Annotated in this window: 21 protein-coding genes; 12 read left to right on the forward strand and 9 right to left on the reverse strand. The window is 64.3% G+C overall.

All coding sequences use genetic code 11. The features are described from left to right. Positions 1–10: 10 nt before the first annotated feature. Complete coding sequence (locus F3H96_RS07390; protein ID WP_149791287.1) at positions 11–1,216, reverse strand: multidrug effflux MFS transporter; 1,206 nt, start codon at positions 1,214–1,216, stop codon at positions 11–13. A gap of 159 nt (positions 1,217–1,375) precedes the next feature. Here F3H96_RS07390 and F3H96_RS07395 point away from each other — a divergent pair, with 159 nt between their 5' ends. The 4 genes from F3H96_RS07395 (at position 1,376) to F3H96_RS07410 (ending at position 3,149) form a co-directional block, all read left to right on the forward strand. Next, positions 1,376–2,059, forward strand: a complete 684-nt coding sequence (locus tag F3H96_RS07395; RefSeq protein WP_149791288.1) for a TetR/AcrR family transcriptional regulator — start codon at positions 1,376–1,378, stop codon at positions 2,057–2,059. A 116-nt stretch (positions 2,060–2,175) separates the two neighbouring features. After that, positions 2,176–2,706: an SspB family protein gene (locus F3H96_RS07400; RefSeq protein WP_149791289.1), complete on the forward strand. Its 531-nt coding sequence runs from the start codon at positions 2,176–2,178 to the stop codon at positions 2,704–2,706. Positions 2,707–2,715: 9 nt separating this feature from the next. Next, entirely contained in the window at positions 2,716–2,913 is a 198-nt protein-coding gene (locus F3H96_RS07405; protein WP_149791290.1) for a DUF4169 family protein, read from the forward strand. Positions 2,914–2,921: 8 nt separating this feature from the next. Then, positions 2,922–3,149: a ribbon-helix-helix domain-containing protein gene (locus F3H96_RS07410; RefSeq protein WP_149791291.1), complete on the forward strand. Its 228-nt coding sequence runs from the start codon at positions 2,922–2,924 to the stop codon at positions 3,147–3,149. Positions 3,150–3,157: 8 nt separating this feature from the next. Here the strand turns inward: F3H96_RS07410 and F3H96_RS07415 are convergent, their stop codons facing one another. Continuing rightward, positions 3,158–4,960 (reverse strand): chloride channel protein, encoded by a 1,803-nt coding sequence (locus F3H96_RS07415; RefSeq protein ID WP_149791292.1) that lies wholly within the window; start codon positions 4,958–4,960, stop codon positions 3,158–3,160. A 227-nt stretch (positions 4,961–5,187) separates the two neighbouring features. Here F3H96_RS07415 and F3H96_RS07420 point away from each other — a divergent pair, with 227 nt between their 5' ends. Next, positions 5,188–5,619, forward strand: coding sequence for a helix-turn-helix domain-containing protein (locus F3H96_RS07420; protein ID WP_149791293.1), 432 nt, complete (start codon positions 5,188–5,190; stop codon positions 5,617–5,619). Between the two features lie 153 nt (positions 5,620–5,772). Here the strand turns inward: F3H96_RS07420 and F3H96_RS07425 are convergent, their stop codons facing one another. Next, on the reverse strand, positions 5,773–9,717 hold the full coding sequence (locus F3H96_RS07425) for an AsmA family protein (protein ID WP_149791294.1): 3,945 nt from the start codon (positions 9,715–9,717) through the stop codon (positions 5,773–5,775). A 302-nt stretch (positions 9,718–10,019) separates the two neighbouring features. Here F3H96_RS07425 and F3H96_RS07430 point away from each other — a divergent pair, with 302 nt between their 5' ends. Further along, on the forward strand, positions 10,020–10,988 hold the full coding sequence (locus F3H96_RS07430) for a Dyp-type peroxidase (protein WP_149791295.1): 969 nt from the start codon (positions 10,020–10,022) through the stop codon (positions 10,986–10,988). A gap of 15 nt (positions 10,989–11,003) precedes the next feature. On the opposite strand, the gene F3H96_RS07435 is transcribed toward F3H96_RS07430, so the two are convergent. Beyond that, positions 11,004–12,419: an FAD-linked oxidase C-terminal domain-containing protein gene (locus F3H96_RS07435; protein ID WP_149791296.1), complete on the reverse strand. Its 1,416-nt coding sequence runs from the start codon at positions 12,417–12,419 to the stop codon at positions 11,004–11,006. A gap of 188 nt (positions 12,420–12,607) precedes the next feature. Here F3H96_RS07435 and F3H96_RS07440 point away from each other — a divergent pair, with 188 nt between their 5' ends. Both F3H96_RS07440 and F3H96_RS07445 read left to right on the forward strand, forming a co-directional pair. Then, positions 12,608–13,093, forward strand: coding sequence for a thioesterase family protein (locus tag F3H96_RS07440; RefSeq protein ID WP_149791297.1), 486 nt, complete (start codon positions 12,608–12,610; stop codon positions 13,091–13,093). A gap of 146 nt (positions 13,094–13,239) precedes the next feature. Continuing rightward, complete coding sequence (locus F3H96_RS07445) at positions 13,240–13,437, forward strand: hypothetical protein (protein ID WP_149791298.1); 198 nt, start codon at positions 13,240–13,242, stop codon at positions 13,435–13,437. A gap of 51 nt (positions 13,438–13,488) precedes the next feature. On the opposite strand, the gene F3H96_RS07450 is transcribed toward F3H96_RS07445, so the two are convergent. Next, complete coding sequence (locus tag F3H96_RS07450) at positions 13,489–13,980, reverse strand: Lrp/AsnC family transcriptional regulator (RefSeq protein WP_149791299.1); 492 nt, start codon at positions 13,978–13,980, stop codon at positions 13,489–13,491. A gap of 88 nt (positions 13,981–14,068) precedes the next feature. Here F3H96_RS07450 and F3H96_RS07455 point away from each other — a divergent pair, with 88 nt between their 5' ends. Further along, positions 14,069–14,986 carry a DMT family transporter gene (locus F3H96_RS07455; RefSeq protein ID WP_149791300.1) on the forward strand — a complete coding sequence of 306 codons (918 nt, stop codon included), beginning with the start codon at positions 14,069–14,071 and terminating at the stop codon, positions 14,984–14,986. Positions 14,987–15,020: 34 nt separating this feature from the next. Here F3H96_RS07455 and F3H96_RS07460 read toward each other — a convergent pair whose 3' ends face one another. Next, entirely contained in the window at positions 15,021–15,938 is a 918-nt protein-coding gene (locus F3H96_RS07460; protein ID WP_149791301.1) for a dienelactone hydrolase family protein, read from the reverse strand. Between the two features lie 323 nt (positions 15,939–16,261). Here F3H96_RS07460 and F3H96_RS07465 point away from each other — a divergent pair, with 323 nt between their 5' ends. After that, on the forward strand, positions 16,262–16,699 hold the full coding sequence (locus tag F3H96_RS07465) for a hypothetical protein (protein ID WP_149791302.1): 438 nt from the start codon (positions 16,262–16,264) through the stop codon (positions 16,697–16,699). Positions 16,700–17,079: 380 nt separating this feature from the next. After that, positions 17,080–19,143 carry a bifunctional diguanylate cyclase/phosphodiesterase gene (locus F3H96_RS07470; RefSeq protein ID WP_188131315.1) on the forward strand — a complete coding sequence of 688 codons (2,064 nt, stop codon included), beginning with the start codon at positions 17,080–17,082 and terminating at the stop codon, positions 19,141–19,143. Between the two features lie 55 nt (positions 19,144–19,198). Here the strand turns inward: F3H96_RS07470 and F3H96_RS07475 are convergent, their stop codons facing one another. Continuing rightward, positions 19,199–21,514: a glucose/quinate/shikimate family membrane-bound PQQ-dependent dehydrogenase gene (locus F3H96_RS07475; RefSeq protein WP_149791303.1), complete on the reverse strand. Its 2,316-nt coding sequence runs from the start codon at positions 21,512–21,514 to the stop codon at positions 19,199–19,201. Positions 21,515–21,798: 284 nt separating this feature from the next. Here F3H96_RS07475 and F3H96_RS07480 point away from each other — a divergent pair, with 284 nt between their 5' ends. Continuing rightward, on the forward strand, positions 21,799–24,462 hold the full coding sequence (locus F3H96_RS07480; RefSeq protein ID WP_149791304.1) for a UvrD-helicase domain-containing protein: 2,664 nt from the start codon (positions 21,799–21,801) through the stop codon (positions 24,460–24,462). 10 nt (positions 24,463–24,472) lie between these two features. On the opposite strand, the gene F3H96_RS07485 is transcribed toward F3H96_RS07480, so the two are convergent. Beyond that, a complete protein-coding gene (locus tag F3H96_RS07485) occupies positions 24,473–25,519 on the reverse strand; it encodes an ABC transporter permease (protein WP_149791305.1) in 1,047 nt (348 codons plus the stop codon). Then, positions 25,519–26,313: an ATP-binding cassette domain-containing protein gene (locus tag F3H96_RS07490; protein ID WP_149791306.1), complete on the reverse strand. Its 795-nt coding sequence runs from the start codon at positions 26,311–26,313 to the stop codon at positions 25,519–25,521. Before F3H96_RS07490 ends, F3H96_RS07485 begins: the two co-directional genes overlap by 1 nt. Positions 26,314–26,380 lie beyond the last annotated feature (67 nt).

Genomic DNA, 26,380 nt, shown 5'->3' on the forward strand with positions numbered 1-26,380 from the left:
TTGTGGGGTCTTATTCCGCCGGCGCCTCGGCCGCTTCGCGCGCACGGCCGAGCGTGAGCTTGGCCAGCGTGAACGAAATCACCGCGCAGAGCGTGATGCCGGCCACCATCGGCAACGGCGTGCCGTCGAAGAAGATGCCGGCAACGCCCATTGCCAGCGCGCCGATGGCAAAGTGCAGCGTGCCCATCAGCGCCGAGGCCGTGCCGGCGATCTCGCCATGCTCTTCCATCGCCAGCACCGAGGTGGTCGGGATGACCAGGCCAAGGAAGCCGTAGCCGACAAAGAGCAGAGCTGCCATCACATCGAGCCGGTCGACGCCGGAAGCCATGATCGCGAACAGCGCCACCATCACCGTGGCATAGCCTGTGACCGCCACCCAGACGACGCGCTTCAAACCAAAACGATCCGCCAGCAGCCCGGTGAGTTGCGACATGCCGATGAACGCCACGGCGTTGATCGAGAAGAACACGCTATAGACGGACGGCGACAGCCCGTAATGGTCGATCAGGATGAACGACGAGCTCGACAGATAGACGAAGAAGCTCGCAATGCCGAAGCCGGCGATCGCCGTCAGGCCGAGGAAGTTGCGGTCGCCCATCAGGTAGCGGTAGCCAGCCAATGCCGTGCCGAAGGACGAGTTGGCGCGCTCTTCCGCCGAGCGTGTCTCCTTGAGCGAGGTGGCAAGCAAAATGGTGGCAAGTGCCGCGGCGCCCGTCACCGTCCAGAACACCGCGCGCCAGCCGAAACTCTCGATGATCTGGCTGCCCGTCAGCGGCGCCAGAATAGGCGACACCGAGAACACCAGCATCAGAAGCGACATCAGCTTGGCTGCCTCGTTGCCGGTGTGCAGGTCGCGCACGATCGCCCGCGGCACCGCCATGCCGGCGCTGGCGCCGAGGCCCTGCAGGAAACGGAAGGCGATCAGCCACTCAATGCTCGGCGCCATTGCCGATCCGACGCCGCCGACCATGAACAGCGCCAAGCCAGCGTAGAGCGGCACCTTGCGGCCGACCATGTCGGAGATCGGCCCCACGACGATCTGCCCAAAACCCATCGACAGGAAAAAGATCAAAAGGCTCATCTGCACGGCGGCGGTGCCGGCATGCAGATCCTGGCCGATCGAGGGCAGCGCGGGAAGGTACATATCGATGGCGAACGGGCCGATTGCGGACAACAAGCCGAGCACGACCGCGATGCGGAGGAATTTGGGACTCATGAGAAGGCTCTTTTCGGATCTGGTTGCCGCCGCGAAATACCGGCGTCTAAACCCAGGACGTTCCATCCTGCGGGAATCCTACAGCCCGGATTCCCTTTGTTGTGTCCACAAATTTAGACAGGCTTGTCCAATTCGTCAATCACCGCTATATAGATTTTTATGAAGCCTGGCGTTTCTCCTGACACTTTCCCGCCACGCAGCCATGAGGCCAAGCGCGTGTCGGTGGTCGACGCTGCCGCCTCGGTTTTCTGCCGGGAAGGCTATGCCGGCGCCAATATCGACCTGATCGCTGCCGAGGCCGGTGTTTCGCGGCAAACCGTCTACAATCATCATGGCGACAAGGAAAACCTCTTTGTCGCCGTCGTGCGCGACCTGACCAAGCGCTGCAATGCAGGCATCTTCGCCACCATCGCCACCTTCCCCGATCAGCCCGCCGATCTCGAAGCCGATCTGATCGGCTTTGCGGTGCGCATGAACCGCAACTGCATCTGCAACCGCGACGGCCGTTTCCTGCGCAAGCTGATCCAGGCCGAAGGCGAGCGGTATCCGGAACTGTTTGCCGAATGGCGCGAACAGGGCCCGGGCCGCACCTGGTCGGCGCTTGCCGCCCGGTTCGCCCGGCTTGCCTTTGCCGGCCATCTTGCGATCGGCGACCCGGACGTCGCGGCGCGCCAGTTTCTGGCCCTCGTCAATGCCGAGCTTCAGATCACTTTCATGCTGGGCGGCATGCCGACCGAGGAGGAGGTGCTGCGCTCCGCCAGCAATGGGGTGCGGACCTTCCTCGCCGCCTTCGGCCGGCGGAAAACGTCGCCGGCCAGGCAGGCGGTGCTCGCCCACGCCTGAGCGATCAAATCGCCGGCACCCCTCTTGGCCTCACGGCTTTGCGCCTATATGCGGTTTACGCCGCGCCCAAGCTTGATTACAGCTATGCGGACGATTCAACGGAATCCGACCATCACATGGCCGACGACCACATCCGCTACGACATTCTGGCCCAGGAGGCCTTGCGCGGGGTTATGCGCAAGGTCCTGGCCGAGGTCGCGCGCACCGGCCTTCCAGGCAATCATCATTTCTTCATCACCTTCCTGACCGGCGCGCCGGGCGTGCGCATTTCGTCCAGGCTGCGCGAGCGCTATCCGGAGCAGATGACCATCGTCATTCAGTTCCAGTACTGGGACTTGAAGGTGACGGACGCCGGCTTCGAGGTCGGACTTTCCTTCTCCGACGTTCCGGAAAAGCTCGAAATTCCCTTCTCCGCCGTGCGCGGCTTCTACGATCCGTCGGTCAATTTCGAACTCGAATTCGACGTCAAGACGGAGGGAGTTGAAGACGAGGCCGTTGCTCCGGCGGCCGAGCCGATCGCCGTCGTCCCGGAGAAGAAGGCCGAAACGAAGAAGAAGGCCGCCGAGGCCGAGAAGAAGCCGGCAGTCGCCGAGACCGGCGGCAAGGGCGCCGACGTCGTTTCGCTCGACGCCTTCCGCAAGAAGTAGTCCGGCGCCATGGGCGAGGTCGTCAATCTCCGCCAGGCCCGCAAGCACAAAGCGCGCATCGAAAAGGAACGCCAGGCCGGCGAGAACCGGGCCCTGCACGGCCGCTCGAAAGCCGAGCGCGAGCGCGACCGGCTGACATCCGAAAGGGCCGATCGATTCGTGGCCAATCATCGCCGTGAAAAGACCGACGATCCTGGCGAACGCTGAGTCCTGCAATGGCCGCGGTCGAAAAACGTTCGGTAACGATCCGCGGTCACCGCACCAGCTTTTCGCTGGAACAACCATTCTATGACGACCTCATCGCCATCGCCGCGGAGCGCTCGCTGTCGCTTGCGGCTCTGGTCGCCGAGATCGACGAGACGCGGACCCGCGATGCGAACCTGTCGTCGGCGCTGAGGCTCTACGTGCTGGCCTGGGCAAAACGTCGTGGCGCGACGCCCTGAAGAGGATCCTAAGCCGGATCGCCGGCGCTGTGTTGTGCCTTGCGTCGCACACCGAAGCTGAGCAGCGCCGAACGGTCGCGCTCCTCCGCCAGCTTCTTCGACCGCACGCGCATCAAGTCCTTCCACCCGACATAGCCGACCAGCCGCGCGTCCTCGCGTGACACGACCGGCAGGTGCGAGACATTGGCGAGCAGGAGCTTGTCCGAAAGCCCCTCCAGATATTCGTCCGGATAGGCGAGCGTAATCTTGCTGCCGGCAAGCAATTCGCCGAGCGTGGCCTTGCGGTGCATGCCGGCCCGCCGCCAGCGCAGGATCGCCGGCGGATCGATGACGCCGAGCACATGCCCCGCTTCGTCGGTCACCGGGAAGCTCGGATGCCGCGTGTCCGGCGCGGTCAGGAAGGCTGCCGCGCCGTGCAGCGTCATCGTCGCCGGGACGCTCTCGACATTAGTGGTCATCACTTCCTTGACCCTGGTCAGCGCGAAAGGATCGACACGGTATTCGCGGACGAGATGATGTCCTCGCCTGGCCACTTTTTCCGTCAGGATCGAGCGCTTCATCAACAGCACGGTGACCGCATGGGCTGTGGCGCAGGCCGCGATCAGCGGCACCAGAACATGCGTGTTGCCGGTGAGTTCGACCGCGAAGAAGGTCGCGGTGAGCGGCGCGCGCATGGTGCCGCCCATGGTCGCGGCCATCGCCAGCAGCGGCCAGAAGCCGGGGCTCGCCTCGGGCAGGATGCCCGAAAGCACCGCGCCCATCGCGCCGCCCATGATGAGCAGCGGCGCCAGCACGCCGCCCGAGGTGCCGGAGCCCAGCGCGACCGACCAGATGATGGCCTTCACCACGAGCAGCGTGAGCGCCGCCGCCGCGATCATGCGGCCGTCGAGCATGTTGGCGATGTTGTCGTAGCCGACGCCAAGCGCGTGAGGCTCGATCAGCCCGCCGATGCCGACCACCAGGCCGCCGATCATCGGCCACCACATCCAGTGTATCGGCAGCTTTAGGAAGGCGTCCTCGCAGGCATAGACCAATTGCGTCAGCAGACCCGAAAGAAGCCCGGAGGCAATGCCGACCAGCACCCAGCCGCCCAGCCCGGCAGGCGATGCCTCCATGGTCCCTGAGAACGGAAAGATCGGACCCGGCAGGTGCAGCAGGCTGCGTTCGACTTCCGCGACGATCGCGGCGACGGCGACGGGGATGAAGCTGCGCGGCGTCCATTCGAACAGCAGCAGCTCGACGGCGAGCATGATCGCGGCAATCGGTGTGCCGAACACGGTCGTCATGCCGGCAGCGGCACCTGCCACCAGCAGCGTCTTGCGCTCATTATCGCTGACCGGCAGCATCTGCGCGATGAGCGAGCCGATGGCGCCGCCGGTCATGATGATCGGGCCTTCGGCGCCGAACGGCCCGCCTGAGCCGATCGAGATCGCCGACGACAGCGGCTTCAGCACCGCGACCTTGGCGTCGAGCCGCGAGCGTCCGAGCAGGATCGCCTCGATGGCCTCGGGAATGCCGTGACCGCGGATCTTCTCGCTGCCAAAGCGCGCCATAAGGCCGATGATCAGCGCGCCGATCACCGGCACGATCACCGCCGCGTACCCGAGTGGCGTGTCTTCAAGCCTCAGCTCTGCGAGCGTGAACTGGCCGAAATAGGCAATGTTGGTGGCAAGCCGGATGAGCTTCAAAAGCACGATACCGGCGAACAGCCCGGCGGTCGCGACCACGACCGCAATGGCCGCGATCAACAGAACACGCGGATCGGTGGTGAAGTCGCGAAGGTGGCCGTTTCCGGCTTTGGCGGATTTCATCGGAACTCAGCTTTCTGGCGGCTCGATCGCCGACCGGTCGTCGGGCGGCTACATATCGTAACACGATATAATCCTTCAAGGCCGTTTCGACCGCTGCCCCGCGTCATTTTGGACAAGGATTGCGCCAGGGCATGATCCCGAAAAGTGGAAGCCGGTTTTCGGCGAGATCATGCTCCAACAAGAATCTGGGCGTTGAGCTTTCGCGCGAAAGCGCGATAAGTCGGGACATGACGACGCCGAAAAAGCCACGCCCCGAAATCAGCCTGGCCGACTACCGGAGGCTGTCGGAGTTCCGCTATCTCATCCGTCGCTTCCTCGAGTTCAGCCAGATCCAGGCGAACGGCGCAGGCCTCACCCCACGCCAGCATCAGGCGCTGCTGGCGATCAAAGGCTATCCCGGCGGCGGACCGGTGACGGTCGGCGACCTGGCGGAGCGGCTGCGCATCCGCCATCACAGCGCGGTCGAACTGGTGAATCGCCTTGTCGAGGCGGGGCTGGTTGTCAGAAACCAGGACAGGGCCGACAACCGACGTGTGCTGCTGCAGCTGACGCGTCTCGCCGACGACCGGCTGGCGGATTTGTCGGCCGCGCATCTCGACGAGCTCTCGCGGATCGAGCCGATGCTGCGACGCCTGCTGTCGCGCCTCGACTCGTCTTGAGCATGGGACAACTCCTTCAGCCCGATACCCGCACGCGCCACGAGCGCAATTCCAGGAAAAGCGCCACGGTTTCCGTCAAGAATTGCGTCAAAACAAAGAGTTAGAGGGTTTCGCCGTTGCCGTGCAACGGTGAAATGCTCTGAGCGGTGAAGCTCAACCGCCGTCGAGCGATTTCAAGAGATTGTCGATCGTGAACGGATTGGCCTTCGGCTTCGCCGGCACTGAAGTCGAACCGTCGTTGACGCCGGGCAGCGTCCGGTCGACCTTTGGCGTCTGCCCGACCGCCTTGCGCTGTGCTTCCAGCTTTGCCTGCTCCGCCTTCCTCCGATCGGCCTCGGCCTGCGCCTTGGCCGCCTCGTCCGCGGCCCGCTGCTCGGCCTCGGCCTTTGCCTCTGCATCAGCTTTGGCCTTGGCGTCCGCCTCGGCCTGCGCTTCGGCACCGAAGTCCGCCTTCGCCCTCGCCTCTTCGTCGGCCTTGGCTTTCGCGTCGGCCTCGGCCTTTGCCTGCGCTTCCGCCTCGGCTTTCGCCCTGGCTTCCGCCTCCGCCTTCTGCCGCGCCACTTCCTCTTGCCGGCGCAACTCTTCGGCCGCCTTGTCGCGTTCCACCTGCAATGACGCGTAGTAGCGAGCTTCGCGCCGCAGCCGCTGCTTCTCCAACAGTGCAGCCTGCATCGCCTCGACCCGCTGCTGTTCTTTTTCCAGCGCGCGCTGCGTCAGGAACTGCGCCAGCGGACCGCTGTCGAACTGGGGCGCGGTCGCCCCGAGCGGGCCGGTCAGGTTGAAATTGACGGCCGGCTCGGAGCCGACCAGCGCCTCATCGCCGGGACGGTAGGTCAGCGCCCCCTTTGCCGTGACGGTGCTTGTGTTGAGATCGGCTGTCACGTCGGCTGACAACGTCGCCCCTGGATTGTCGAGGTTGATCGGCGGCACCCGCACGGTGCCGTTCGCCACGGTGAAGGCCACGTCCATATCGCCGGCGGCGAAGCTGCCCTCCCCGGCGATCTGCGGCGCGAAGTCCGCCGTCCTGGCGGCATCGATATCGCGCCCGATCGCATCGGCCTTGGCGAGGATGGCGGCAAAGCCGTCCGGATTGATGCCGTCCACTTTCAATCCCTTCAGCGCCGCGGTGCCCGATCCGGACAGGGCGGCAATCATGGCATCGACCGATTTGCCGCTGGTCGACAGCGCCGCCGAAAGATCGCCGCTGCCGCCGATACCGGTGCCCGGCAAGACGGTGGAGAGATCGCTGCCGGCGAGCCTCATCTGGCCGGAGAACAGGCCGGTGCCTTCGGTGTTCTTGAGGTCGAACAGGCCGGTCAAATCGCCGCCATAAAGCTTCGCCTTGAGGTCGGAGACATGGATGCCTTCGCGGTCGAGCTTCAGCGAGAAGGTCGCGTCATGTGCCGTGGCGAGTGGCCCGAGGGCGAGCGCCGACGTGTTGAGGTCGAGGTCGGCGTTGAACGGCAGGGTCGACTTCTGGCTGAACGGCGTCGTCGGCCATCCACCCTTGGCGGCAGCGAAGGACTGGTCGCCGAACAGCGAGACCGCCAGCGGATCAAGGTCGAGTTCGTCGAGCGCCAGCGCCCCGGCGAGGTGCGGCAGGCCATCCTTGCCGTCGATGTTGATGTCGCCGGACACCGCTGCCTTGTTGATGGAGCCGTTCAGGCCGCTCAAGACCAGAAGCCCGTTGCCGAAATCGGCATCGGCCGCCAACGACATCGAGGTCCCGGTCCCCATGCCTGGCAGACCGACGCCCGTCGTCATCAGCCAGGGCTCGATATCGGCGGCGTCGAGATCGACCTTTCCTTTGGCGGTGGCGCCTTGCGCCGTCTCGGCGACGGTTCCGTCGAAGCTCGCCTTGAAGTCGTCGGCCGTCAGGTTGAAGCTGGTCGCGAGGCCACCGGCAACCGAGCCTTTCGCCGAAATGTCGGTGCTGGCGTGGCCGAGCATGCCGAGCGGCAGCGCCGGCAGGCCGTAAAGCGCAAGCAGCGTGGTGGCGTTGTCGTTGCGGGCATTGAACGTGACCGATACCGGAGCCTCGAGCAGCTTGTCAGTTGCTCCTTTGCCGGAAAGCGAAGCCGAGAAGGCCGAGCCGCCGGCCTTGCCCTGGGCTGAGAGCGCGAGACCGGTGGTGCCGTCGCCATTGTCGGCGGCGCTGGTCAAGAGATCGATGCGCGCATCCTGGAACAGTTCGGGATAAGCCGCCGCGCGGCTGGCCAATCCCTTCAGCATGGCATTGTTGGGGTAATGCTGAGCCGCGACATCGATCAGCGGCTTAAGGTCCACCGCCACCACGGAAGCGTTGAGCTTGCCGGTCGGGCTCTGCGGAAAATCCTTGATCCGGCCCGTCGCGCTGATCGATGCGCCGGCAAGCCCGCCGATCGACAGCCGATCGATCTCGAGCAGGCCTTCGCGCAACCGCAACGCCGTGTCGACAGTGTCGGCGCTGAGCCCGCCGGCGCTGACCGGACCTGCCTTGATCTGGAAATCGAGATCGCGATCGGAAAAGCGGTTGGCGCCCTTGTCGCTGACGAAGATCGAGGCGAAAGCGGCTAGCCCATCAAGGTCCATCTCGCCGCCCGTCAGCCGCATAAGCACCGATGGCCTTGCGCCGTCCGGCTGGCTGGACTCGATGCCGCCCGAAAATTTCGCCTTGCCGAGGATGAGCTCGAGATCGCTGAAGGACTGCCGGTTCTCGCTGAGATCGACCTTGGCCTTGAAACCCGCCGCGGGCAGCCGGCGGATAGCTTCATCGACATCCTTCGACAGCCAGGCGGCAAAGCCGGAAGGCTGACCGACGGCCAGCAACAGCGAGCCGGTGAAGCCGAAATGGTCCTCGACGTTCAGCATGCCGTCGGCTTCGAGCGTGGCGCGGCCCGGCAGCGTCGCGGCAAGCGACTTGACGGACCAGCCGCCTTCGACCGGTTCGGCCGACAGCCGCACGTCCCGCACAGTCGTATCGCCCGCCACCACCGCCGGCAGCCGCACCTCGAGCGCGCCCGGTATCGTCGGCTTGGGCATATGCCGCAGCGTCTGCTCCAATGCGGCGATGCGCTGGTCGAGCGTAAACCCGCCTCCCGCGGCCCCACCGACGGCCTCGTCGAATTGAACCTGCGCGCCGCTGGCCTCGACCGCGAAATGCGGGTTCAGGCCGAGGTCGACGGACGCCTTGCCGTCGGCGGTGTAGGGATTGTCGAGCGGCCCGGTCTCGAACCGGAACTCGTCGACATTGAGCTTCTGGTGGTCGAGCGCGAACTTGCCGTTCAGCCGAAAACCCGGATCTGGCTTGCCGGCGCTGGCCTTGGCCGGCTCGCCGTCATTGCCGCGCAGTTCGGCCGAATTCTTGTCGGCCCCATTTTTGTCAGAGCCCGAAACCTTGAACTGGCCGGAATAGACCGCGGCGCCCTTGACGATGCCGGCATTGCCGTCGCTCTCGATGATCAACGGATAGGCATCGGGATCGGCCTTCAGCCTGAGCCGCATCTGGCCGCCGGCTTCCACCTTGCCGGTCGAGGCCGACACCTCCGTGCGCAGGCCATCGAAGCGCAGCGTGCCGTCCATCCGCCAGGGACCGGCGAGCGACTTGGCCGAAACGGTCGAGTTGATCTCCGAAACCAGATGGCTGCGTCCACCGGCTTCGTGGCGCAGTTCGATCTGCCCCTCGGTGATCGTCAGCTTCTCGATCGCGATCTGGCCGGGATCGAATGGCGAGGATGGGCGGATTGCCCAGTCGACCGTGCCGTCGCCGGCAACGTCGATGGTCGCCTTCGGATGCACCAGCCGCATGTCGAAAATCAGCACTTCGCCGCGCAGGAATGGTGCCAGTTCCGCGTCCATGGAGAAGGTCTCGACCGTCATTGCCGGCTGGCCGTCCGGCCCGCCCGCGACCTCGACGTTGGAGAAAGTCACCGATGGAAATGGCAAAAGCCGGGCTGTCGCATCGCCCTTCACTGTCACTTTGCGGCCAAGGATCGCACTCGCCTCGCGCTCGAAATCGCTCCGGTAGCCCGTCCAGTCGATGAAATACGGCACCACCAGCGCCGCGCACAGCACCAGCACGAACAGGCCACCGAAGATCACGAACAGGCGGGCGAGCATCTGTTTCCCGGGTTGAAGGTCAGCCGCACTCTACCCGCATCCGCGTGTCGATAAAGCGGCAATTCCATTAGAACAATTCCCGCAATAGTGTGAAACGGTTTTCCGTCCGGAATTGCGTCAAAACAAAGAGATAGAGGGTTTCGCCTTTTCGGAAGCGATGAAGCCTATCGGCGGCCGTTGGTTCCGGCGATGTCGCCTGTTGCGCGACCGCTCGCGGTCGCGATATCTCTTGCCCGACCATTCCCGCCCCAGCGGTCATGTCCCTGGCCGCCCATCTGAACATCCAGCACGGAGCACTTTTGATGTCAGGCAAGAACTGGGACAGAGTGCCCATTGACGCGCAGAGCGTCGACGCTCCGCTGTCGACTGCCGCGATTTTCCTTGTCGTGACGGTCGGCAGCGACGAGGCCGCGCTATCGAAGGTCGCTTCGGTGCTCGGCGAACTCGACGACCTCGTCAAGAATGTCGGCTTCCGCGACCTGTCCGGCCGCCTCTCCTGCATCGCCGGGATCGGCGCCGAGCTCTGGAACCGCCTGTCCCCGAACCGGCGGCCGCGTGAGTTGAAACCCTTCGCACCGATCGAAGGCGCGGCGCATTCGGCGCCCTCGACGCCGGGCGATCTCCTCTTCCACATCCGCGCCGAACGGCCCGACATGTGCTTCGAGTTCGAGCGCATCCTGCTGGACAGCCTGGGCGGCGGCGTGACCGTCGTCGACGAAGTCTCGGGCTTTCGCTATTTCGACGCGCGCGACCTGCTCGGCTTCGTCGACGGCACCGCCAACCCGACCGGCCTCGACCTGCCTGCCTCCGCCCTGGTCGGCGACGAGGACGCCGATTTTTCCGGCGGCAGCTATGTCGTCGTGCAGAAATACCTGCACGACATGGCCGCCTGGGGAAAAACGCCGACGCATGTCCAGGAAGAGATCATCGGCCGCACCAAGATCGACAACATCGAGATCGATGACGACGACAAGCCGCGCAAGTCGCACAAGTCGCTGGCCACGATCGAGGACGGTGCCGGCAACGAATACGACATCCTGCGCGACAACATGCCGTTCGGCCGTCCGGGCCAGAACGAGTTCGGCACCTATTTCATCGGCTACACCCGCTATCTCTGGGTGATCGAAAAGATGCTGCAGCGCATGTATGTCGGCGAGCCACCCGGCGCCTACGACCGGCTCCTCGATTTCTCGACGCCGCATACCGGCACGACCTTTTTCGCGCCGACTCGGCCGATGCTGCAGAAGCTGGTTGAAGGCGTCGGCGAATAACCTCCGGCCGGCGGATTACCCCGCCGCCGGCAAGATCTTGCCCGGGTTCATGATGTTGAGCGGATCGAGCGCCTGCTTGATCGTGCGCATGACGTCGACACCATGCCCGAGCTCGTGGCGTAAAAAGCCGACCTTGCCCTGCCCGATGCCGTGCTCTCCGGTGCAGGTTCCCTCCATGGCGATTGCGCGCATGTTGAGCCTCGCCACGAATTTCTCGGCGAGCGCGATCTCATCCGGGTTGTCGACGTCCATCAGCACCAGCACATGGAAATTGCCGTCGCCGGCATGGCCGACGATGGGTGCCACCAGCCCCATCTCGGCAATGTCGGCCTCGGTCTCGGTGACGCATTCGGCGAGCCGCGAGATCGGCACGCAGACATCGGTGGACAAGCCCTTGGCGCCGGGGCGCAGCGTCAGCGACGACCAGTAGGCGTCGTGCCGCGCCTTCCAGAGCTTTGTCCGCTCTTCCGCGACGCTGGTCCACAGGAACGGGCCGCCGCCATTTTCGTCGGCGATCATGCCGAAGGTCTCGGCCTGTTCGGCGACGCTTGCGTCGCTGCCGTGGAATTCGACGAACAGGCATGGGCTTTCAGGATAATCGAGCTTCGAATAATTCTTCATCGCCCGCATCTGCAGCGCGTTGACCAGTTCGATGCGCGCCACTGGGATGCCCATCTGGATGGTCGCTATCACTGTGTTGCAGGCCGCCTCGAGGCTGGGGAACGGGCAGACGCCGCCGGAGATCGCCTGCGGGATGCCCTGCAGTCTCAGCGTCAGCGCCGTGATGATGCCGAGTGTGCCTTCGGAGCCGACGAGAAGCCGCGTCAGGTCATAGCCGGCCGAGCTTTTCTTCGCCCGCTTGCCCGTCGTCACCGCTTCGCCGTCGGCGATGACGGCGGTCAGCGACAGCACGTTTTCGCGCATGGTGCCGTAGCGCACGGCGTTGGTGCCGGAAGCCCTGGTTGCCGCCATGCCGCCCAATGAGGCATTGGCGCCGGGATCGATCGGAAAGAACAGGCCGGTGTCGCGCAAATGGCGGTTGAGGTCCTCGCGCGTCACGCCGGGTTCGACCGTGCAGTCGAGGTCCTGCGGATTGACCGACAAGATGCGGTTCATGCGCGAGGTGTCGACGGAGATGCCGCCGCCCGGCGCATTGGTATGGCCCTCGAGCGAGGAGCCGACCCCGAAAGCGATCACCGGTACACGGTGGGCGGCGCAGGCGCGCACGATCTCCTGCACTTCCGCGGTCGTCTCGGCGAAGGCGACGCCATCCGGCGCCTGCGTCGGGATATAGGTGGTGGTGTGCGCGTGCTGGCTGCGGATAGCCTCGCCGGTCTGGAAACGTTCGCCGAAGCGCTGCTTGAGGATGCCGAGCACGGCGGCGATGCCCTCCTCGTTGCGTTCGACCGGGTTGAGGTCGCTCAATGCCATGAATTCCTCCGCGAATGGACCAGCGGCCGCTCTTGTCATGCAGCTATGGATGATGCCTAAAGCAATTCAAGGAAAAGTGCGAAGGGTTAGGCTCGGCGACTTCGCCTCAGCCCTCCGTCTGGAATTGCGCCGGAACAAAGTGAACCTCACCAGCCACCCCTGTCCAGCGACGATCAAGGAAAACCGACATGACGATCCCCGCCCCCTTCGTTTCCAACCTGATGGACATCGAGAAGGACTGGATCGACTACAACGGCCACCTCAACATGGCCTATTACAATGTGCTGTTCGACCGCTGTTCGGACGTGGCGTTCGAGATGATGGGCATGGGGCCGGACTACGCCAGGGACCGCCGCCTTACCATCTACACGGCGGAAGTCCATGTCTGCTACGTGCAGGAACTGCACCTCGATCACAAGGTGAAGGTCTCGTTCCAGCTCATCGACCACGACGAAAAGCGCCTACGCGCCTATCAGGAAATCCGCCATGTCGACGGCTGGCTGGCCGCCACGTCCGAGCAGCTTGCGCTGCATGTCGACATGGCCGGACCGAGAGTCGCCCCCTTCCCCGCCGATGTGATGGCCAAGGTCGAAACCATGCGCGCCGCCCATGCCGCGCTGCCGATGCCGGAGCGCGCCGGCCGTTCGATCGGCATCAGGCGCAAGAGCGCTTGAAGCACGCAGACGCCCACGTTAACCTTACCAAGGATTTAACGTGAACAAGCCATTTGAGCCGGTTGAACGACTCAGTGGCGCGTTCGAAAACCGCCCTACCGGGTTTGCGCGCGGGCGGCTGGCGGAATGCGGTGCGAGGACAGTGCATGAAAACCGACATCAACGTCGAAGTGGAGCGGTTGGCGGCCGATCCACGCATCACCGACTATGATTTCTGGCGATCGCTGAAGAACGTCAACAACGAGATCTTCCACATCGCCAACAACAACGAACCGATTCCGTTCGACATGATCCGCTGGCGCGCGATTCTGAAGCAGGCGCGCATGAAGCGCGGCCGCGCTTGAGCCGTTCGCAATTCCGGACGGAACACCGCGCGGCGCTTTCCTGGAATTGCTCTAATCGCTGCTCAATTGCTTCTGCCTGAATCCGCCGAGCGGCGAGCGCGGCTCGATCGGCGATGACTGGATGATCGCCGTGTTGGTCATCGCGTAGGGAATGATCCGGTCGATCACGCGCTCGAGCTCGCTCACCGAGCCGACATGGGCGAGCGCGATGAAGCAGTCCTCGCCGGTTACCCGGTCGCATTGCGCGATTTCCGGCAGCTCGCGGATGATTTCCGCCACCACCGAAAGCTGTCCCGGCACCGGCCTGATTCGCAGCCATGCCGACAGTTTTATGCCAAGCGCGGCCGGATTGATCCTGACCGTATAGGCCTCGATCACGCCGTTTTCCTGGAGCTTGCGGATGCGCTCCGCCACGCTCGGCGCCGACAGCCCCACGGCGCGCGCCAGTTCCGCCGTGCTGATGCGCGCGTCCTTTTCCAGGAGCCGCAGGATCTTGAGGTCCACGGCGTCCAGGTCGGTGTTTTCATTTCGAAGGCTTTTCAAGTCAGATCTCTTCCATCAGAAGGAAAAATAGCCATCGTGCCGTCAATCATATATATAGTTCGCGGGTTTCGCCTGCGATAATGCTCTCATGAAAGCCCAAGCGCAAGTTCCAGTTGCACACCAGGCCGCCAGCGATCCTGAGGCGGTCGCACGGCCAGCCCTTACCGGATGGGCCAACGCGGTGCCGCCGCATGTCTGGTTCTGCGTCAGCGCCGTGTTCCACTATCTCGGGCCAGCTTTCGCCGTGCTGCTTTTCGCTGAGGTAGGGGTGCTCGGCATGGCTTGGCTGCGCATCGCCACCGCCGCCCTCATCTTTGCCCCTTTGACCAAACCCTGGCGCGTTTTCGCCCGCGCCGACCGCGCTCAGCGACGGCTGCTGCTGGCCTTCGGAGCGTGCCTGGCGGTGATGAACTGCTCGTTCTATCTCGCGCTCGATCGCCTGCCGATCTCGCTGGTGGCAGCGATCGAGTTCGTCGGCACCATCGGCGTGGCGCTGGTCGGCCTGCGCAGCCGGCGCAACGTTGCGGCGCTGGCCGTTGCCGTTATCGGCACATTGCTGCTCATCGATGTCAAATGGTCGAGCGATCCGGTCGGCCTGTTCTGGGCCTTTTTGAATGGGGCCCTGTTCGTCGGCTACATCGTGATCGGTCACCGCGTCGCCCGAACCGGCATCGGCATTGCCGGCCTGGGCACCGCCATGGCGATAGCACTGCTCATCGTGTTGCCCATCGGCTTGCGCGAAGCACTGCCGGCCATGTCCTCGCCAAAACTGCTGTTCGCCGCCATCGGCGTCGGCGTCTGCTCCTCGGTCATCCCTTACATCTGCGACCAAATCGCCATGGCGCGGCTGCCGCGCGCGAGCTTCGCGCTGATGCTGTCGCTCCTGCCGCTGACCGCGACGCTGATCGGTGTCATCGTGTTACGCCAGGTGCCGAGCCTCACCGATTGCCTCGGTATCGCACTGGTGATCGCGGGCGTCGCCTTTCACAAGCCGGCGTCCGAGTGATCCGGCCGACATGGCCATTGAGCTGTGCCGAGATTCAGGCCAGCTTCTCCTTCAAAAACGCGATCGTCCGCCCCCAGGCGAGATCGGCTGCCTTCTTGTCATAGCGCGCGGCCGAGGTGTCGTTGTTGAAGGCATGGTTGGCGCCGTCATAGACATAAACCTTGTATTCGACATGCGCGGCGTCGAGCGCCTTCTTGTAGGCGTCGATGCCGGCATTGGTCCGGCTGTCGAGGCCGGCATAGTGCAAGAGCAGCGCTGCCTTGATCTTCCCAACGTCCTCAGCCTTGGGCTGCATGCCGTAATAGGCAACGCCGGCGCTGAGGTCTGGCGCATGGACGGCAAGTTGGTTCACCGCGCCGCCGCCCCAGCAAAAGCCGACCGCACCGACCTTGCCGTTGCCGTCCTTGAGGCTCTTGAGATAGGCGACCGTCGCCACGCCGTCGGCCGCGACTTGGGCGGCGTCGAGCTTGGCGAACATGTCGCGGGCCTTGTCCTCGTCGGACGGTGTGCCGCCAAGCGGTGACAGGAAATCCGGCGCCAGCGCGACGAACCCTTCCAGCGCCACGCGCCGGGCGACATCGCGGATATGCGGGTTGAGGCCCCTGTTCTCGTGGACGACGATGACGGTGCCGAGCTTGCCCGACTGGCCGGCCGGCCTCACCAGATAGCCTTTCATCTCGCCGCTGCTGCCGGGATAGCTGATGTCCTCGCCCTTGACGCGCTTGTCGTCCTCGGCGACGATCGCCGCCTGGGCCGAATTGGCGGCCAGCATCGGCGCGATCGCCGCCGCCGCGGCGCCCGAGCCCGCCAGCTTCGTCAATTGCTCCATGAAGCGGCGTCGGTCGAGCGTCAGATGGGTATATTCGTCATAGGCATCGATCATCGCCTGGGTAATCACAGGGTGAGTGATGACAGACTGCGGGGCGACGGGCTTGGCAACGGGTTCGCTCATGGCTCTCCTCGACGATTTTGGCAAGTTGATCCGCAAGATAGGGTCGGCATCCGCACGGTCCAGTCACACCCCTTTGACGATTGCGCGACCTGCGGCACGCGCATCACATTTTGGTCATTTCCGAAAACCTTGATGGTGCTGTCACATGAGGACAGGAAGTTGCTGATGCAGCCCAAAGCAATTCCAGGAAGAGCAATTCCAGGAAAAGTGTGACACGGTTTTCCGTCAGGAATTGCGTCAAAACAAAGAGATAGAGCATTTCGCCGTTTCGGTGAAACGGTGAAAAGCTCTAGCCCGATACGAATGACGAAAAGGGGAATGCCATGAACGTCCAGGATATCATCAACACCGTTTCCTCGAAGGCCGGCCTCGATGAGCCCACCACCGAGAAGGTCGTCGGCACCATCTTTTCGGTGCTCGAGCACGAGGCGGAAGGCACCAGCGTTTCCTCCTTCTTCGACCAGATCCCCGGCGCCGGTGCGCTGGCGCAGAAACATGACGTGATGGCCGCCGGCGCGGCGAGCGGTTCGGGCGGCGGCCTGTTGTCGTCGCTGCAAGGCGCGCTTGGCGGCGTGCTTGGCGAAAAGGCCGGCGCGCTGATCAACGGCGTCGCCGTCCTCCGGGCGTCCGGCCTCGACATGGCGCAGATCCGGCAGGCCGGGGAGACCTTGATCAAGCAGGCCGAAGCCGCCGCCGGCCCTGATCTGACCAACCAGGTGCTGAACCAGGTGCCGAGCCTGAGGGGCCATCTCGGGCTTTGAAACGTTCCGTGCGGTCTTGAGCGGATCAGCCCTTCGGCAGCGGAGCTGATCCGTTTTGCCAGCCGAACTCAACGGCAGATCGCCTGTTTTGCTCGGAATTTCGACGTTATGCCTACTTTAGAACCATCCTACATAATCCGGAAACCATGCCCGTAACCGCCAGGGGCCGGTTAACCGCAATTAACCACCCATTAGAAGCTGTATCCGATTGTGCTTATTGAACTATCGGTATCCGCATTGGGGGCGGCTGCCCTTTATCGCCTGAGTCAAAGCCCCTCACCCGGAATGGCAATCGGTCGCTCGCGCTGACGAACGCCGGGCGGCTGTTTGATGAGGTAATAAGGTCCGGCACCCCCGAAATCGAAGAGGGCGACCCGGCCATGATGCGCGTCATCTCCTGCGTGACAGTCGATCACAATTTATGGCTCGTGCTGGTCGCGGCGCTGGTCTGCAGCGCGGGCTCCTGGGCGACCATCCGGCTTTTCCTGCGCGCGCACGAAGCCGGGGACCTGCAGCAGGTCGGCTGGAATTTCCTGACTTCGGTATGCGCGGGATCGTCCATCTGGTGCACGCATTTCATCGCAATGCTGGCTTACGATCCCGGTGTTCCGATTACCTTCGATCCGGTGCTGACGATCGCCTCGCTTTTTATCGCCATCACCGGCACCGCCGCCGGTTTCATCGCGGCGACGACGCGCGCCCCGCGCATTGCCCCGATCTTCGGCGGCGTCATCGTCGGCCTGGCGATCTCCGGCATGCACTATACAGGCATGGCGGCCTATCATGTCGCTGGCATCGTCGAATGGAACACGACCTATATCGCCGCCTCTGTCCTGCTTTCCGTGGCGTTTGCCTGCGTCGCGGTGAAAGCCGCCCTGAACGTGCATCTGTCCGGCCGCAACTATTGGGCCGCGGCTGCCCTGGCGCTCGCCATCGTCAGCCTGCATTTCACCGCAATGGCGGCGGTGCAGGTGACGCCAATGGCAACGCGCGGCACCGAAACCGACACCTTGGCGTTGCACGCCATGGCGCTCGGCGTCGCCGTTGCCGGCCTGATCATCATCGGCACCGGCCTTGCAAGCTATCTGATCGATGACCGAACGCGCTCGGAAGCCTTTCAACGCCTGCATCACCTGGCCATGAACGACACGCTGACCGGCCTGCCCAACCGGGCGAACTTCAACGACCATCTCGACCGCGAGATCGACCGCGCCCGCGAGCTCGGCGGTAAGGTGGCGATCGTCGGCATCGATCTAGACCGGTTCAAGGAGATCAACGATATCTGGGGGCACGGCGCCGGCGACCAGACCTTGAAGAACCTGGCCGACCGCATGAGCGCTCTGCTGCAGGAAGGCGAGTTCGTCGCCCGCCTCGGCGGCGACGAGTTCGCCGGCGTCAAGCGCATGAAAAGCCAGTCGGACCTTGTCGATTTCGTTTCGCGCCTTGAATCGGCGCTCTTCGCGCAGGTCAGGTTCGGCGATGTCGAAACCACCACTGGCGCCAGCCTTGGCGTCGCCATTTATCCCAACGACGCGCATAACCGCGAAGCGCTGGTCAACAATGCCGACCTTGCCATGTATCGCGCCAAGGCGAATATAACCCAGCACGTCTGCTTCTATGAGCAGGCCATGGACGAGGCCGTCCGCGCCACCCGGACACTGGCCAACGATCTGCGCGATGCCGCCGAGAATGGACAGCTCGACCTGCACTACCAGGTTCAGACCTCGGTCTCGACCGGCGAAGTTCGCGGCTATGAGGCGCTGTTGCGCTGGAAGCATCCGACCAGGGGCAATATTTCTCCGGCCGAGTTCATTCCGCTGGCCGAGGAAAGCGGCCTCATCCTGCCGCTCGGCGAGTGGGTGCTGCGCACCGCCTGCGCCAAGGCCGCCTCATGGGATCATCCATACAAGGTTGCGGTCAATCTCTCCCCGGTCCAGTTCGCCCATGCCGACCTGCCGAAGCTCGTCCACGAGATCTTGCTCGAGACCGGGCTGCGGCCGAGCCGGCTGGAGCTCGAGATCACCGAGACTACCATCGTCGCCGACAAGATTCGCACCTTGAACATCCTGCGGCGGATCAAGGCTCTGGGCGTCACCATCGCCATCGACGATTTCGGCACCGGCTATTCCTCGCTGGAGACGCTGGGCGCCTTCCCGTTCGACAAGATCAAGCTCGACCGTTCCTTCATCTCGGAGGTTGAAACCAGCCCGCAGGCCAAGGCCATCATCCGCGCCGTGCTGGCGCTCGGCCAGAGCCTGCAAATCCCGGTGCTGGCCGAAGGCGTCGAGACCCACAGCCAATTGTCGATCCTGCGCGCCGAAGGCTGCAACGAGGCGCAGGGCTTCCTGCTCGGCCGGCCGGCGCCCTTCGCCGAGATCTTCGCGCCGATGCATCGCGACGCAGTCGACGGCGCTGAAATGCCAGTCCGCCAGGCTGTTGCTTAGGCAAGAGCGCGCCAGGATCCAGGTCAGGCCGGTCTGCAAACGGCCTCACCTGAATCTACCTAGGCAGCGTGTAGGCCATCACATAATCGCCCGGCTTCGTGCCGACCGAGCCGTGACCGCCGGCAACGATGACCACGAACTGGCGGCCATCGGCCACCGTATAGGTCATCGGCGTCGACTGTCCGCCGGCCGGCAGCCTCGCCCGCCAGAGCTGCCTGCCTGTGGTGAGGTCATAGGCGCGCAGATAATCGTCGACCGCGGCGCCCAGGAAAGCGACGCCGCCTCCCGTGATCATCGGACCGCCGATGCCCGGCACGCCGACCTTGAACGGCAGCGGCAGCGGCGTCATGTCGTAGACGGTGCCGTTGCGGTGCTTGTAGGCGATGTTTCCCGTCTTGAGGTCGACGCCGGCGACATAGCCCCAGGGCGGCGCCTGGCAGGGAATGCCGAGCGGCGACAGGAACGGTCCCATCACCACCGCATAGGGCGCGCCCTCGTTGCGGTTCAGCCCCTGCTCGCTGCCCTTGTTGTTGTCGCCCGGCGGCGGCACGTCGGCTCGCGGGATGAGCTTCGAGGTGAAGGCAAGATAGGTCGGCATGCCGAACATCACCTGCCGCACGGGATCGACCGCGACGCCGCCCCAGTTGAAGACACCGAAATTGCCCGGATAGATCAGCGAGCCTTGCAGCGAAGGCGGCGTGTAGCGTCCCTCATAGCGCAGCTTCTTCAGCTCGATCCGGCACGCCAGCTGGTCGAACATGGTGATGCCCCACATGTCGGCGCCGGTCAGCCGCTCCGGATTGAAGGACAGGTCCGAGGCCGGCTGGGTCGGCGAGGCATGGTCACCCTCGATGGCACCGCCAGGCGCCGGCACCTCCTTCACCGGGATGATCGGTTCGCCGGTGCGCCGGTCGAGCACGTAGAGGTCACCCTGCTTGGTCGGCCCGACCAGCGCCGGCACGACGCCGCTGCCCGTGGCGATATCGACCAGCGTCGGCTGGGCCGGCACGTCCATGTCCCACAAATCGTGATGCACGGTCTGCCGCACCCAGCGCAATTGGCCGGTGTTGAGGTCGAGCGCCGTGATCGAGGACGAGAATTTCTCGACATTGGCGCTACGGCCCATGCCGAGCTGGTCCGGCGTCTGGTTGCCGAGCGGCAAATAGAGCAGCCCGAGCTTCTCGTCGGCGCTCGCGGTCGACCACATGTTGGGCGAGTTGTTGGTGTACTTCTGCCCGGCCGGAAGCGGCGTCGTCTGGTCGGGATTGCCGGAATCCCAGTTCCACAAAAGCGCGCCGGTGCCCACATCATAGGCGCGGATGACACCGGACGGCTCTTCGGTCGAATAATTGTCGTTGACCGCGCCGCCGACGATGATCTTGCCGCCGACGATCAGCGGCGCCGAGGTCGAATAGTAATAGCCCGACTTCGGATAGGGCATGTTGGCCATCAGATTGAGCGTGCCCCCCTCGGCGAAGGACGGACAGACCTGCCCGTTCGCGGCGTCGAGCGCGATCAGCCTGGCGTCGGAGGTCGGCAGGTAGACGCGCGCGGCGCAAGGCTGGCCGGCGGCGATCTTGGCGTCGGCATAGTAGGATACGCCGCGGCAGGTCTGGTGCTGGCGGTTGGGGTCGAGCTTGATCTTCGGATCGTAGCGCCATTTCTCCTTGCCGCTCGCCGCGTCGATGGCGATGGCGAAATTATGCGGCGTGCAGATGTAGAGCGCGTCGCCCACTTTCAGCGGCGTCACCTGATAAGTGGTCTCGCCGATATCGTCGGGGCCCTTCACGTCGCCGGTGCGATAGGTCCATGCCGGCTGCAGTTTGGCGACATTGTCGGGTGTGATCTGGTCGAGCGGGGAATAGCGCTGGCCGAACGGCGTGCGGCCGTAGAAGCGCCACTCGCCGGCCGGCATGTCGCCGCCGAGATTGGCCGCCGTCGTCATTTTCTCACTGCCAAGCGTGCCGCTGATATCCTTGGGATCGGCCGTCATCGAATAACCGGCGACGGCTAGCGAGGCGAGCACGGCCAGGATCAGCGGCGCGCGTCCGTCCGGGCCTCTCAAGCCTCGCCTTGACCATGGCGTCAGCAGCCACAAGGCGACGAGCACGATGACGCCGCCGCGCGGGCCGAGCTGCCACCAGTCGAAGCCGATTTCCCAGACCGCCCAGCACAGCGTGGCGAGCACGAACAGCGCATAGAGCCAGAGCGAGGTCGACCTGCGCCTGAACAGCAGCCAGGCGGTGATCAGGAAGACCAGGCCGGCGATCACGTAGTACCAGCTGCCGCCCAGCACGGCGAGCCAGATGCCGCCGCCACCAAGAACCAGGCCGATGAGCAAGAGGACGAGGGAGGTGATGGTGACAGCCAAGACGGTGCTCCTTCGACTGTTGCACGCTTAAAGCAATTTCAGGAAAAGTGTGAAGCGGTCTTTCCGTCCGGAATTGCATCAAAACAATGAGATGGAGCGGTTCCGCGTTTCCGTGAAACGATGAACCGCTCCATAGCGGCTTCCAGGCGACGGCTAGCCGTCCCTGTCCTGCCGGCAGCTTTCCCTCACCCGCTCCGGCTGTCAAGTTGGAGCCAGACACGCGAAAATAGAACAAAACGTAGACAGTTCTGGTCTTTCGCTCCCGAATCACTACATTCGGGGCGATGTCGGGCTTTTCCGAGGACATGCCTTTTTTCGATGAACCGAATGCGCGGCCCGCGGCCCCGTCCGGCATAGCTGCGCGTGCCATGGCGGCGCGCAGCGGCCAGAACGGCGCGCCCGATTATCTGAAGGGCCTGAACCCGGAGCAGCGGCTCGCTGTCGAAACCACCGAGGGCCCGGTTCTGGTGTTGGCCGGCGCCGGCACCGGCAAGACGCGTGTGCTCACCACGCGCATCGCCCACATCCTTGCCACCGGCAGGGCTTTCCCGCGAGAAATCCTCGCCGTTACCTTCACCAACAAGGCAGCGCGCGAGATGAAGCAGCGCATCGGCATCCTGATCGGTGAGGGCAATGTCGAGGGCATGCCGTGGCTCGGCACCTTCCACTCGATCGGCGTGAAGCTGCTTCGTCGCCACGCCGAGCTAGCCGGGTTGAAGTCGGATTTCACCATCCTCGACACCGACGACGTGGTACGGCTGATCAAGCAAATCATCCAGGCCGAAGGGCTGGACGACAAGCGCTGGCCGGCCAAGACGTTCGCCCAGATGATCGACAACTGGAAGAACAAGGGCCTCGGTCCCGACGAGATTGCGGAAGGCGATGCGCGTAGCTTCGGCAACGGCAAGGGCCGCCAGCTCTACAAAGCCTACCAGGAGCGGCTGCAGACGCTGAATTCCTGCGATTTCGGCGACCTGCTCTATCACCCGATCCGCATCTTCCGCGCCTATCCGGACGTGCTGAAGGAATATCACAAGCGCTTCAAATACATCCTCGTCGACGAGTACCAGGACACCAACACCGCCCAGTACATGTGGCTGCGGCTCCTGGCGCAGCGCCCCGGTGCGGGACGCTCTGCGCGTTCGGATTCGGCCGAAGGCCGCAAGCCCGACCGGGCGTCGGCCGGTCAGGCCGCCCCCGCGGAGGCCAGCGAGCGGAGCGAGCGCGCGGCCGTGAGCGAAAACAAAGTAAACATCTGCTGCGTCGGCGACGACGACCAGTCGATCTATGGCTGGCGCGGCGCCGAGGTCGACAACATCCTGCGCTTCGACAAGGATTTCCCGGGCGCCACCATCATCCGGCTGGAGCGCAACTACCGCTCCACCGCCCATATCCTGGGCGCCGCCTCCCACCTCATCGCCCACAATGAAGGCCGCTTCGGCAAGACGCTGTTCACCGACCGCGACGACCCTGAGGACGACAAGGTGCATGTCCACGCCGCCTGGGACTCCGAGGAAGAGGCCCGGGCTATCGGCGACGTCATCGAGGCCTACCAGCGCCCGGATAGACAAGGAAACCGGCACAATCTGAACGACATGGCGATTCTGGTGCGCGCGTCCTTCCAGATGCGCGCCTTCGAAGACCGCTTCATAACGCTCGGCTTGAATTACCGCGTCATCGGCGGCCCGCGCTTTTATGAGCGGCTGGAAATCCGCGACGCGCTGGCCTTCTTCCGTGTCGTCGCCAACAGCGGCGACGACCTTGCCTTCGAGCGCATCGTCAACACCCCGAAGCGGGGTCTCGGCGAAGCCACCATCCGCCAGATCCACGACACGGCGCGTGCTCTGCGCATTCCGATGCTGGAGGCGGCAGCCACGCTCGCCGAAAGCGACGAGTTGAAACCGAAGCCGCGCGCCGCGCTGCGCGAGGTCGCTGCCAATTTCGAGCGCTGGCAAAAGGCGCTGGAAACGACCCCGCACACCGAGCTCGCCGAGACCATTCTCGAGGAGAGCGGCTACACCGACATGTGGAAGAACGACCGTTCGGCCGAAGCGCCTGGGCGGTTGGAAAACCTCAAGGAATTGATCCGTTCCATGGAGGAGTACGAATCGCTGCGTGGCTTCCTTGAGCATGTGGCGCTCGTCATGGATGCCGAGCAGAATGCCGAACAGGACGCCGTCAGCATCATGACACTGCACTCGGCCAAGGGTCTCGAATTCGAGACCGTTTTTCTCCCAGGCTGGGAAGAAGGCCTGTTTCCGCACCAGCGCGCGCTGGACGAAGGCGGCCGCTCCGGCCTGGAGGAAGAACGCCGGCTCGCCTATGTCGGGCTGACGCGGGCGAAAAAGAACCTGCACATCTGGTTCGTCTCTAATCGCCAGATCCACGGCCTGTGGCAATCGACGATGCCGTCCCGCTTCGTCAATGAACTGCCGGAAACCCATGTCGATGTCGCCGACGGCGGCAACTCCTATGGCGGCTACGGAAATCCGTATGGCGGCGGCTCATTCGCCTCGGGCCGTGGCGGCGGTGGCCGGCAAAATCCCTATGGCGCCTCCCGCTTCGACAATGTCGGCGCCAAGGATCAGGGCAGCTTCTCCAATACCTATGCGACGCCGGGCTGGCAGCGCGCGCAGGCCAACCGCACCGAAGCGACCGACCGCAACTGGGGGACGCGCTCCGGCCATCAGGTCGAGCGCATCGGCTACGGCGAGACCGACTCAGGCTACGGCGCCGGCCGCACCTCGGTGAAAGGCCGCACCATCGAAGGTGAGCTGGTCGCCAAATCCGTCGCCGACACGCCATCCGCCTTCAACGTCGGCGACCGCGTCTTCCACCAGAAATTCGGCAACGGCAACATTTCGGCCATCGAAGGCAACAAGCTCACCATCGACTTCGACAAGGCCGGCCAGAAGCGCGTCCTGGACGGGTTTGTCACAGGCATTTGAGCGGGACTTTTCACCGATACCTTGCCTGGTTCCATTTGTGGCCGAGCAGCGACAGGATGATGATCAGCCCGTTGAAGAACTGGACGTAGAAACCGCTGAGGCCCGCCGCCACCACGCCTGTCTGGATGAAGGAGACGGTGACAGCGCCGATCGCGCCGCCGACCACCGTGCCGATGCCGCCCCAGGTCGGCGTGCCGCCGACGAACACCGAGGCGAGCACCGGCAGCAGATAGCCGTCGCCGGCCGTCGGCCACCAGGTGAAATTGATCATCACCGAGAACGTGCCGGCGATCGCCGCGCCGATGCCGACGAAGACGAACACCTTGACCCGCACGCGCTTGACGTCGATGCCCATCTGCTTGGCGCTGTCGGGATTGTCGCCGACCACTTTCACCTGCGCGCCGAAGCGGTGGCGGTTGTAGAGCAGCGCCGAGAAGACGACGAAGGCGATGGCCCAGAAGATCTGCACCGGAATGCCCCAGACCTGGCTTGAGAAGATCGCATAGGCCCAGCTGTCGCTGAGACCGGTCAGGGCCGTCGACTTGCCCTCGTTGATGATCTGGATCAGCCCGCGCAGCAGGAAATTCATGCCGAGCGTGGCAATCAGCGATGACAGGCCGCCATAGACCACCAGCGAGCCGACCAGGAAGCCGAGCAGCGTGCCGGTGAGAATCGCCGCGGCAATGCCAAGGAACGGATCGTAGCCAGCCTGCACGACCAGCGCGAAGACCCAGGAAGCAAAGCCCATCGTCGCAGGGAACGACAGGTCGATCTCGCCGCAGGTGACGACGAAGACCAGCGGCACCACCACGAACAGCGCAACGGGCAGCGTCGTCAGCACCGAACTGTAGAGATACCAGGTGGTGAAGACCGTCGGGTTGGCGATCATGAACGCCGCCATCATGACGATGAAGACGCCGAGCGTGCCGAGCGCCGCCCGGTTGTCGAGGATGAAGCCACGCAGCCAGTTGTCGGAGGGGTGGCGCCACTCCTTGCTTGCCTGGCCGCTTGCCCGTCCCAGAGGGGTTTGCAGATCGGGTTCCATGGCTTTGCTCATCACGCTCTCTGCTCCGCTTCCGCGCCTTCATGCAACCCGGGCAGCCCGCCCGGGTGTGCTACGTCTTCCATGAAGTTGATGAGGTCTTCGGCCGACTTGACCTCGCTGCGATCTGCCGTCAGCGCGACCTTGCCGCGGTCGAGCACGACGAAGCGGTCGGCAATGTCGAAGACGTGGTGGATGTTGTGGCCGATGAACAGGATGGACCGGCCGCTCGCCCGCACCTGGCGCACGAAGTGGAAGACCTTGGCGGTTTCGGTCAGCGACAGCGCCGTCGTCGGCTCGTCGAGGATGATCAGCTCCGCCTGCTTGTAGATGGCGCGCGCGATCGCCACGCCCTGGCGTTCGCCGCCGGACAGCTGGCCGACGATCGAGTGTGGCGTGAACACTTTCGAGGTGAAGCCGATCTCGCGCATTAGCCGGCTTGCCTCCTCGATCTCCTTGTTGACCTTGAGCCAGCCGAGAAAACCAGTCAGCTCGCGCCCCATGAAGATGTTGCGCACGATCGTCTGCTGCACGGCCAGGGCCCGGTCCTGGAACACGGTCTCGATGCCGGCGTCGCGCGAGCGCGCCGCGCTCCATCCGGTGACCGGCTCGCCGCGCACCAGGATCTCGCCGCTGGTCGGCCTCACCACGCCGGACAGGATCTTGATCAGCGTCGACTTGCCGGCGCCGTTGTCGCCGATCAGGCCGACCACCTCGCCGCGGTCGACGCTGAGATTGACGCCGCCCAGCGCATAGACCTGGCCGTAGGATTTCTTGATGTCGCGCAGTTCGATGATGCGTTCGCCCATGGCATTCCTCGCCTCGATTGTCGCTTGCCGGCTCGTCGCCGGCGGTCCGGCCGGCCGGGCTCAGCCC

The sequence above is a fragment of the Mesorhizobium sp. NFR06 genome (genome assembly GCF_900115245.1).
Classification (GTDB): Bacteria; Pseudomonadota; Alphaproteobacteria; order Rhizobiales; family Rhizobiaceae; genus Mesorhizobium.

Coding starts and splice junctions, on each gene's coding strand:
- F3H96_RS07390 (WP_149791287.1), bottom strand. CDS start 1,216: ATGAGTCCCAAATTCCTCCGCATCGCGGTCGTGCTCGGCTTGTTGTCC.
- F3H96_RS07395 (WP_149791288.1), top strand. CDS start 1,376: ATGAAGCCTGGCGTTTCTCCTGACACTTTCCCGCCACGCAGCCATGAG.
- F3H96_RS07400 (WP_149791289.1), top strand. CDS start 2,176: ATGGCCGACGACCACATCCGCTACGACATTCTGGCCCAGGAGGCCTTG.
- F3H96_RS07405 (WP_149791290.1), top strand. CDS start 2,716: ATGGGCGAGGTCGTCAATCTCCGCCAGGCCCGCAAGCACAAAGCGCGC.
- F3H96_RS07410 (WP_149791291.1), top strand. CDS start 2,922: ATGGCCGCGGTCGAAAAACGTTCGGTAACGATCCGCGGTCACCGCACC.
- F3H96_RS07415 (WP_149791292.1), bottom strand. CDS start 4,960: ATGAAATCCGCCAAAGCCGGAAACGGCCACCTTCGCGACTTCACCACC.
- F3H96_RS07420 (WP_149791293.1), top strand. CDS start 5,188: ATGACGACGCCGAAAAAGCCACGCCCCGAAATCAGCCTGGCCGACTAC.
- F3H96_RS07425 (WP_149791294.1), bottom strand. CDS start 9,717: ATGCTCGCCCGCCTGTTCGTGATCTTCGGTGGCCTGTTCGTGCTGGTG.
- F3H96_RS07430 (WP_149791295.1), top strand. CDS start 10,020: ATGTCAGGCAAGAACTGGGACAGAGTGCCCATTGACGCGCAGAGCGTC.
- F3H96_RS07435 (WP_149791296.1), bottom strand. CDS start 12,419: ATGGCATTGAGCGACCTCAACCCGGTCGAACGCAACGAGGAGGGCATC.
- F3H96_RS07440 (WP_149791297.1), top strand. CDS start 12,608: ATGACGATCCCCGCCCCCTTCGTTTCCAACCTGATGGACATCGAGAAG.
- F3H96_RS07445 (WP_149791298.1), top strand. CDS start 13,240: ATGAAAACCGACATCAACGTCGAAGTGGAGCGGTTGGCGGCCGATCCA.
- F3H96_RS07455 (WP_149791300.1), top strand. CDS start 14,069: ATGAAAGCCCAAGCGCAAGTTCCAGTTGCACACCAGGCCGCCAGCGAT.
- F3H96_RS07460 (WP_149791301.1), bottom strand. CDS start 15,938: ATGAGCGAACCCGTTGCCAAGCCCGTCGCCCCGCAGTCTGTCATCACT.
- F3H96_RS07465 (WP_149791302.1), top strand. CDS start 16,262: ATGAACGTCCAGGATATCATCAACACCGTTTCCTCGAAGGCCGGCCTC.
- F3H96_RS07470 (WP_188131315.1), top strand. CDS start 17,080: ATGATGCGCGTCATCTCCTGCGTGACAGTCGATCACAATTTATGGCTC.
- F3H96_RS07480 (WP_149791304.1), top strand. CDS start 21,799: ATGTCGGGCTTTTCCGAGGACATGCCTTTTTTCGATGAACCGAATGCG.
- F3H96_RS07485 (WP_149791305.1), bottom strand. CDS start 25,519: ATGAGCAAAGCCATGGAACCCGATCTGCAAACCCCTCTGGGACGGGCA.
- F3H96_RS07490 (WP_149791306.1), bottom strand. CDS start 26,313: ATGGGCGAACGCATCATCGAACTGCGCGACATCAAGAAATCCTACGGC.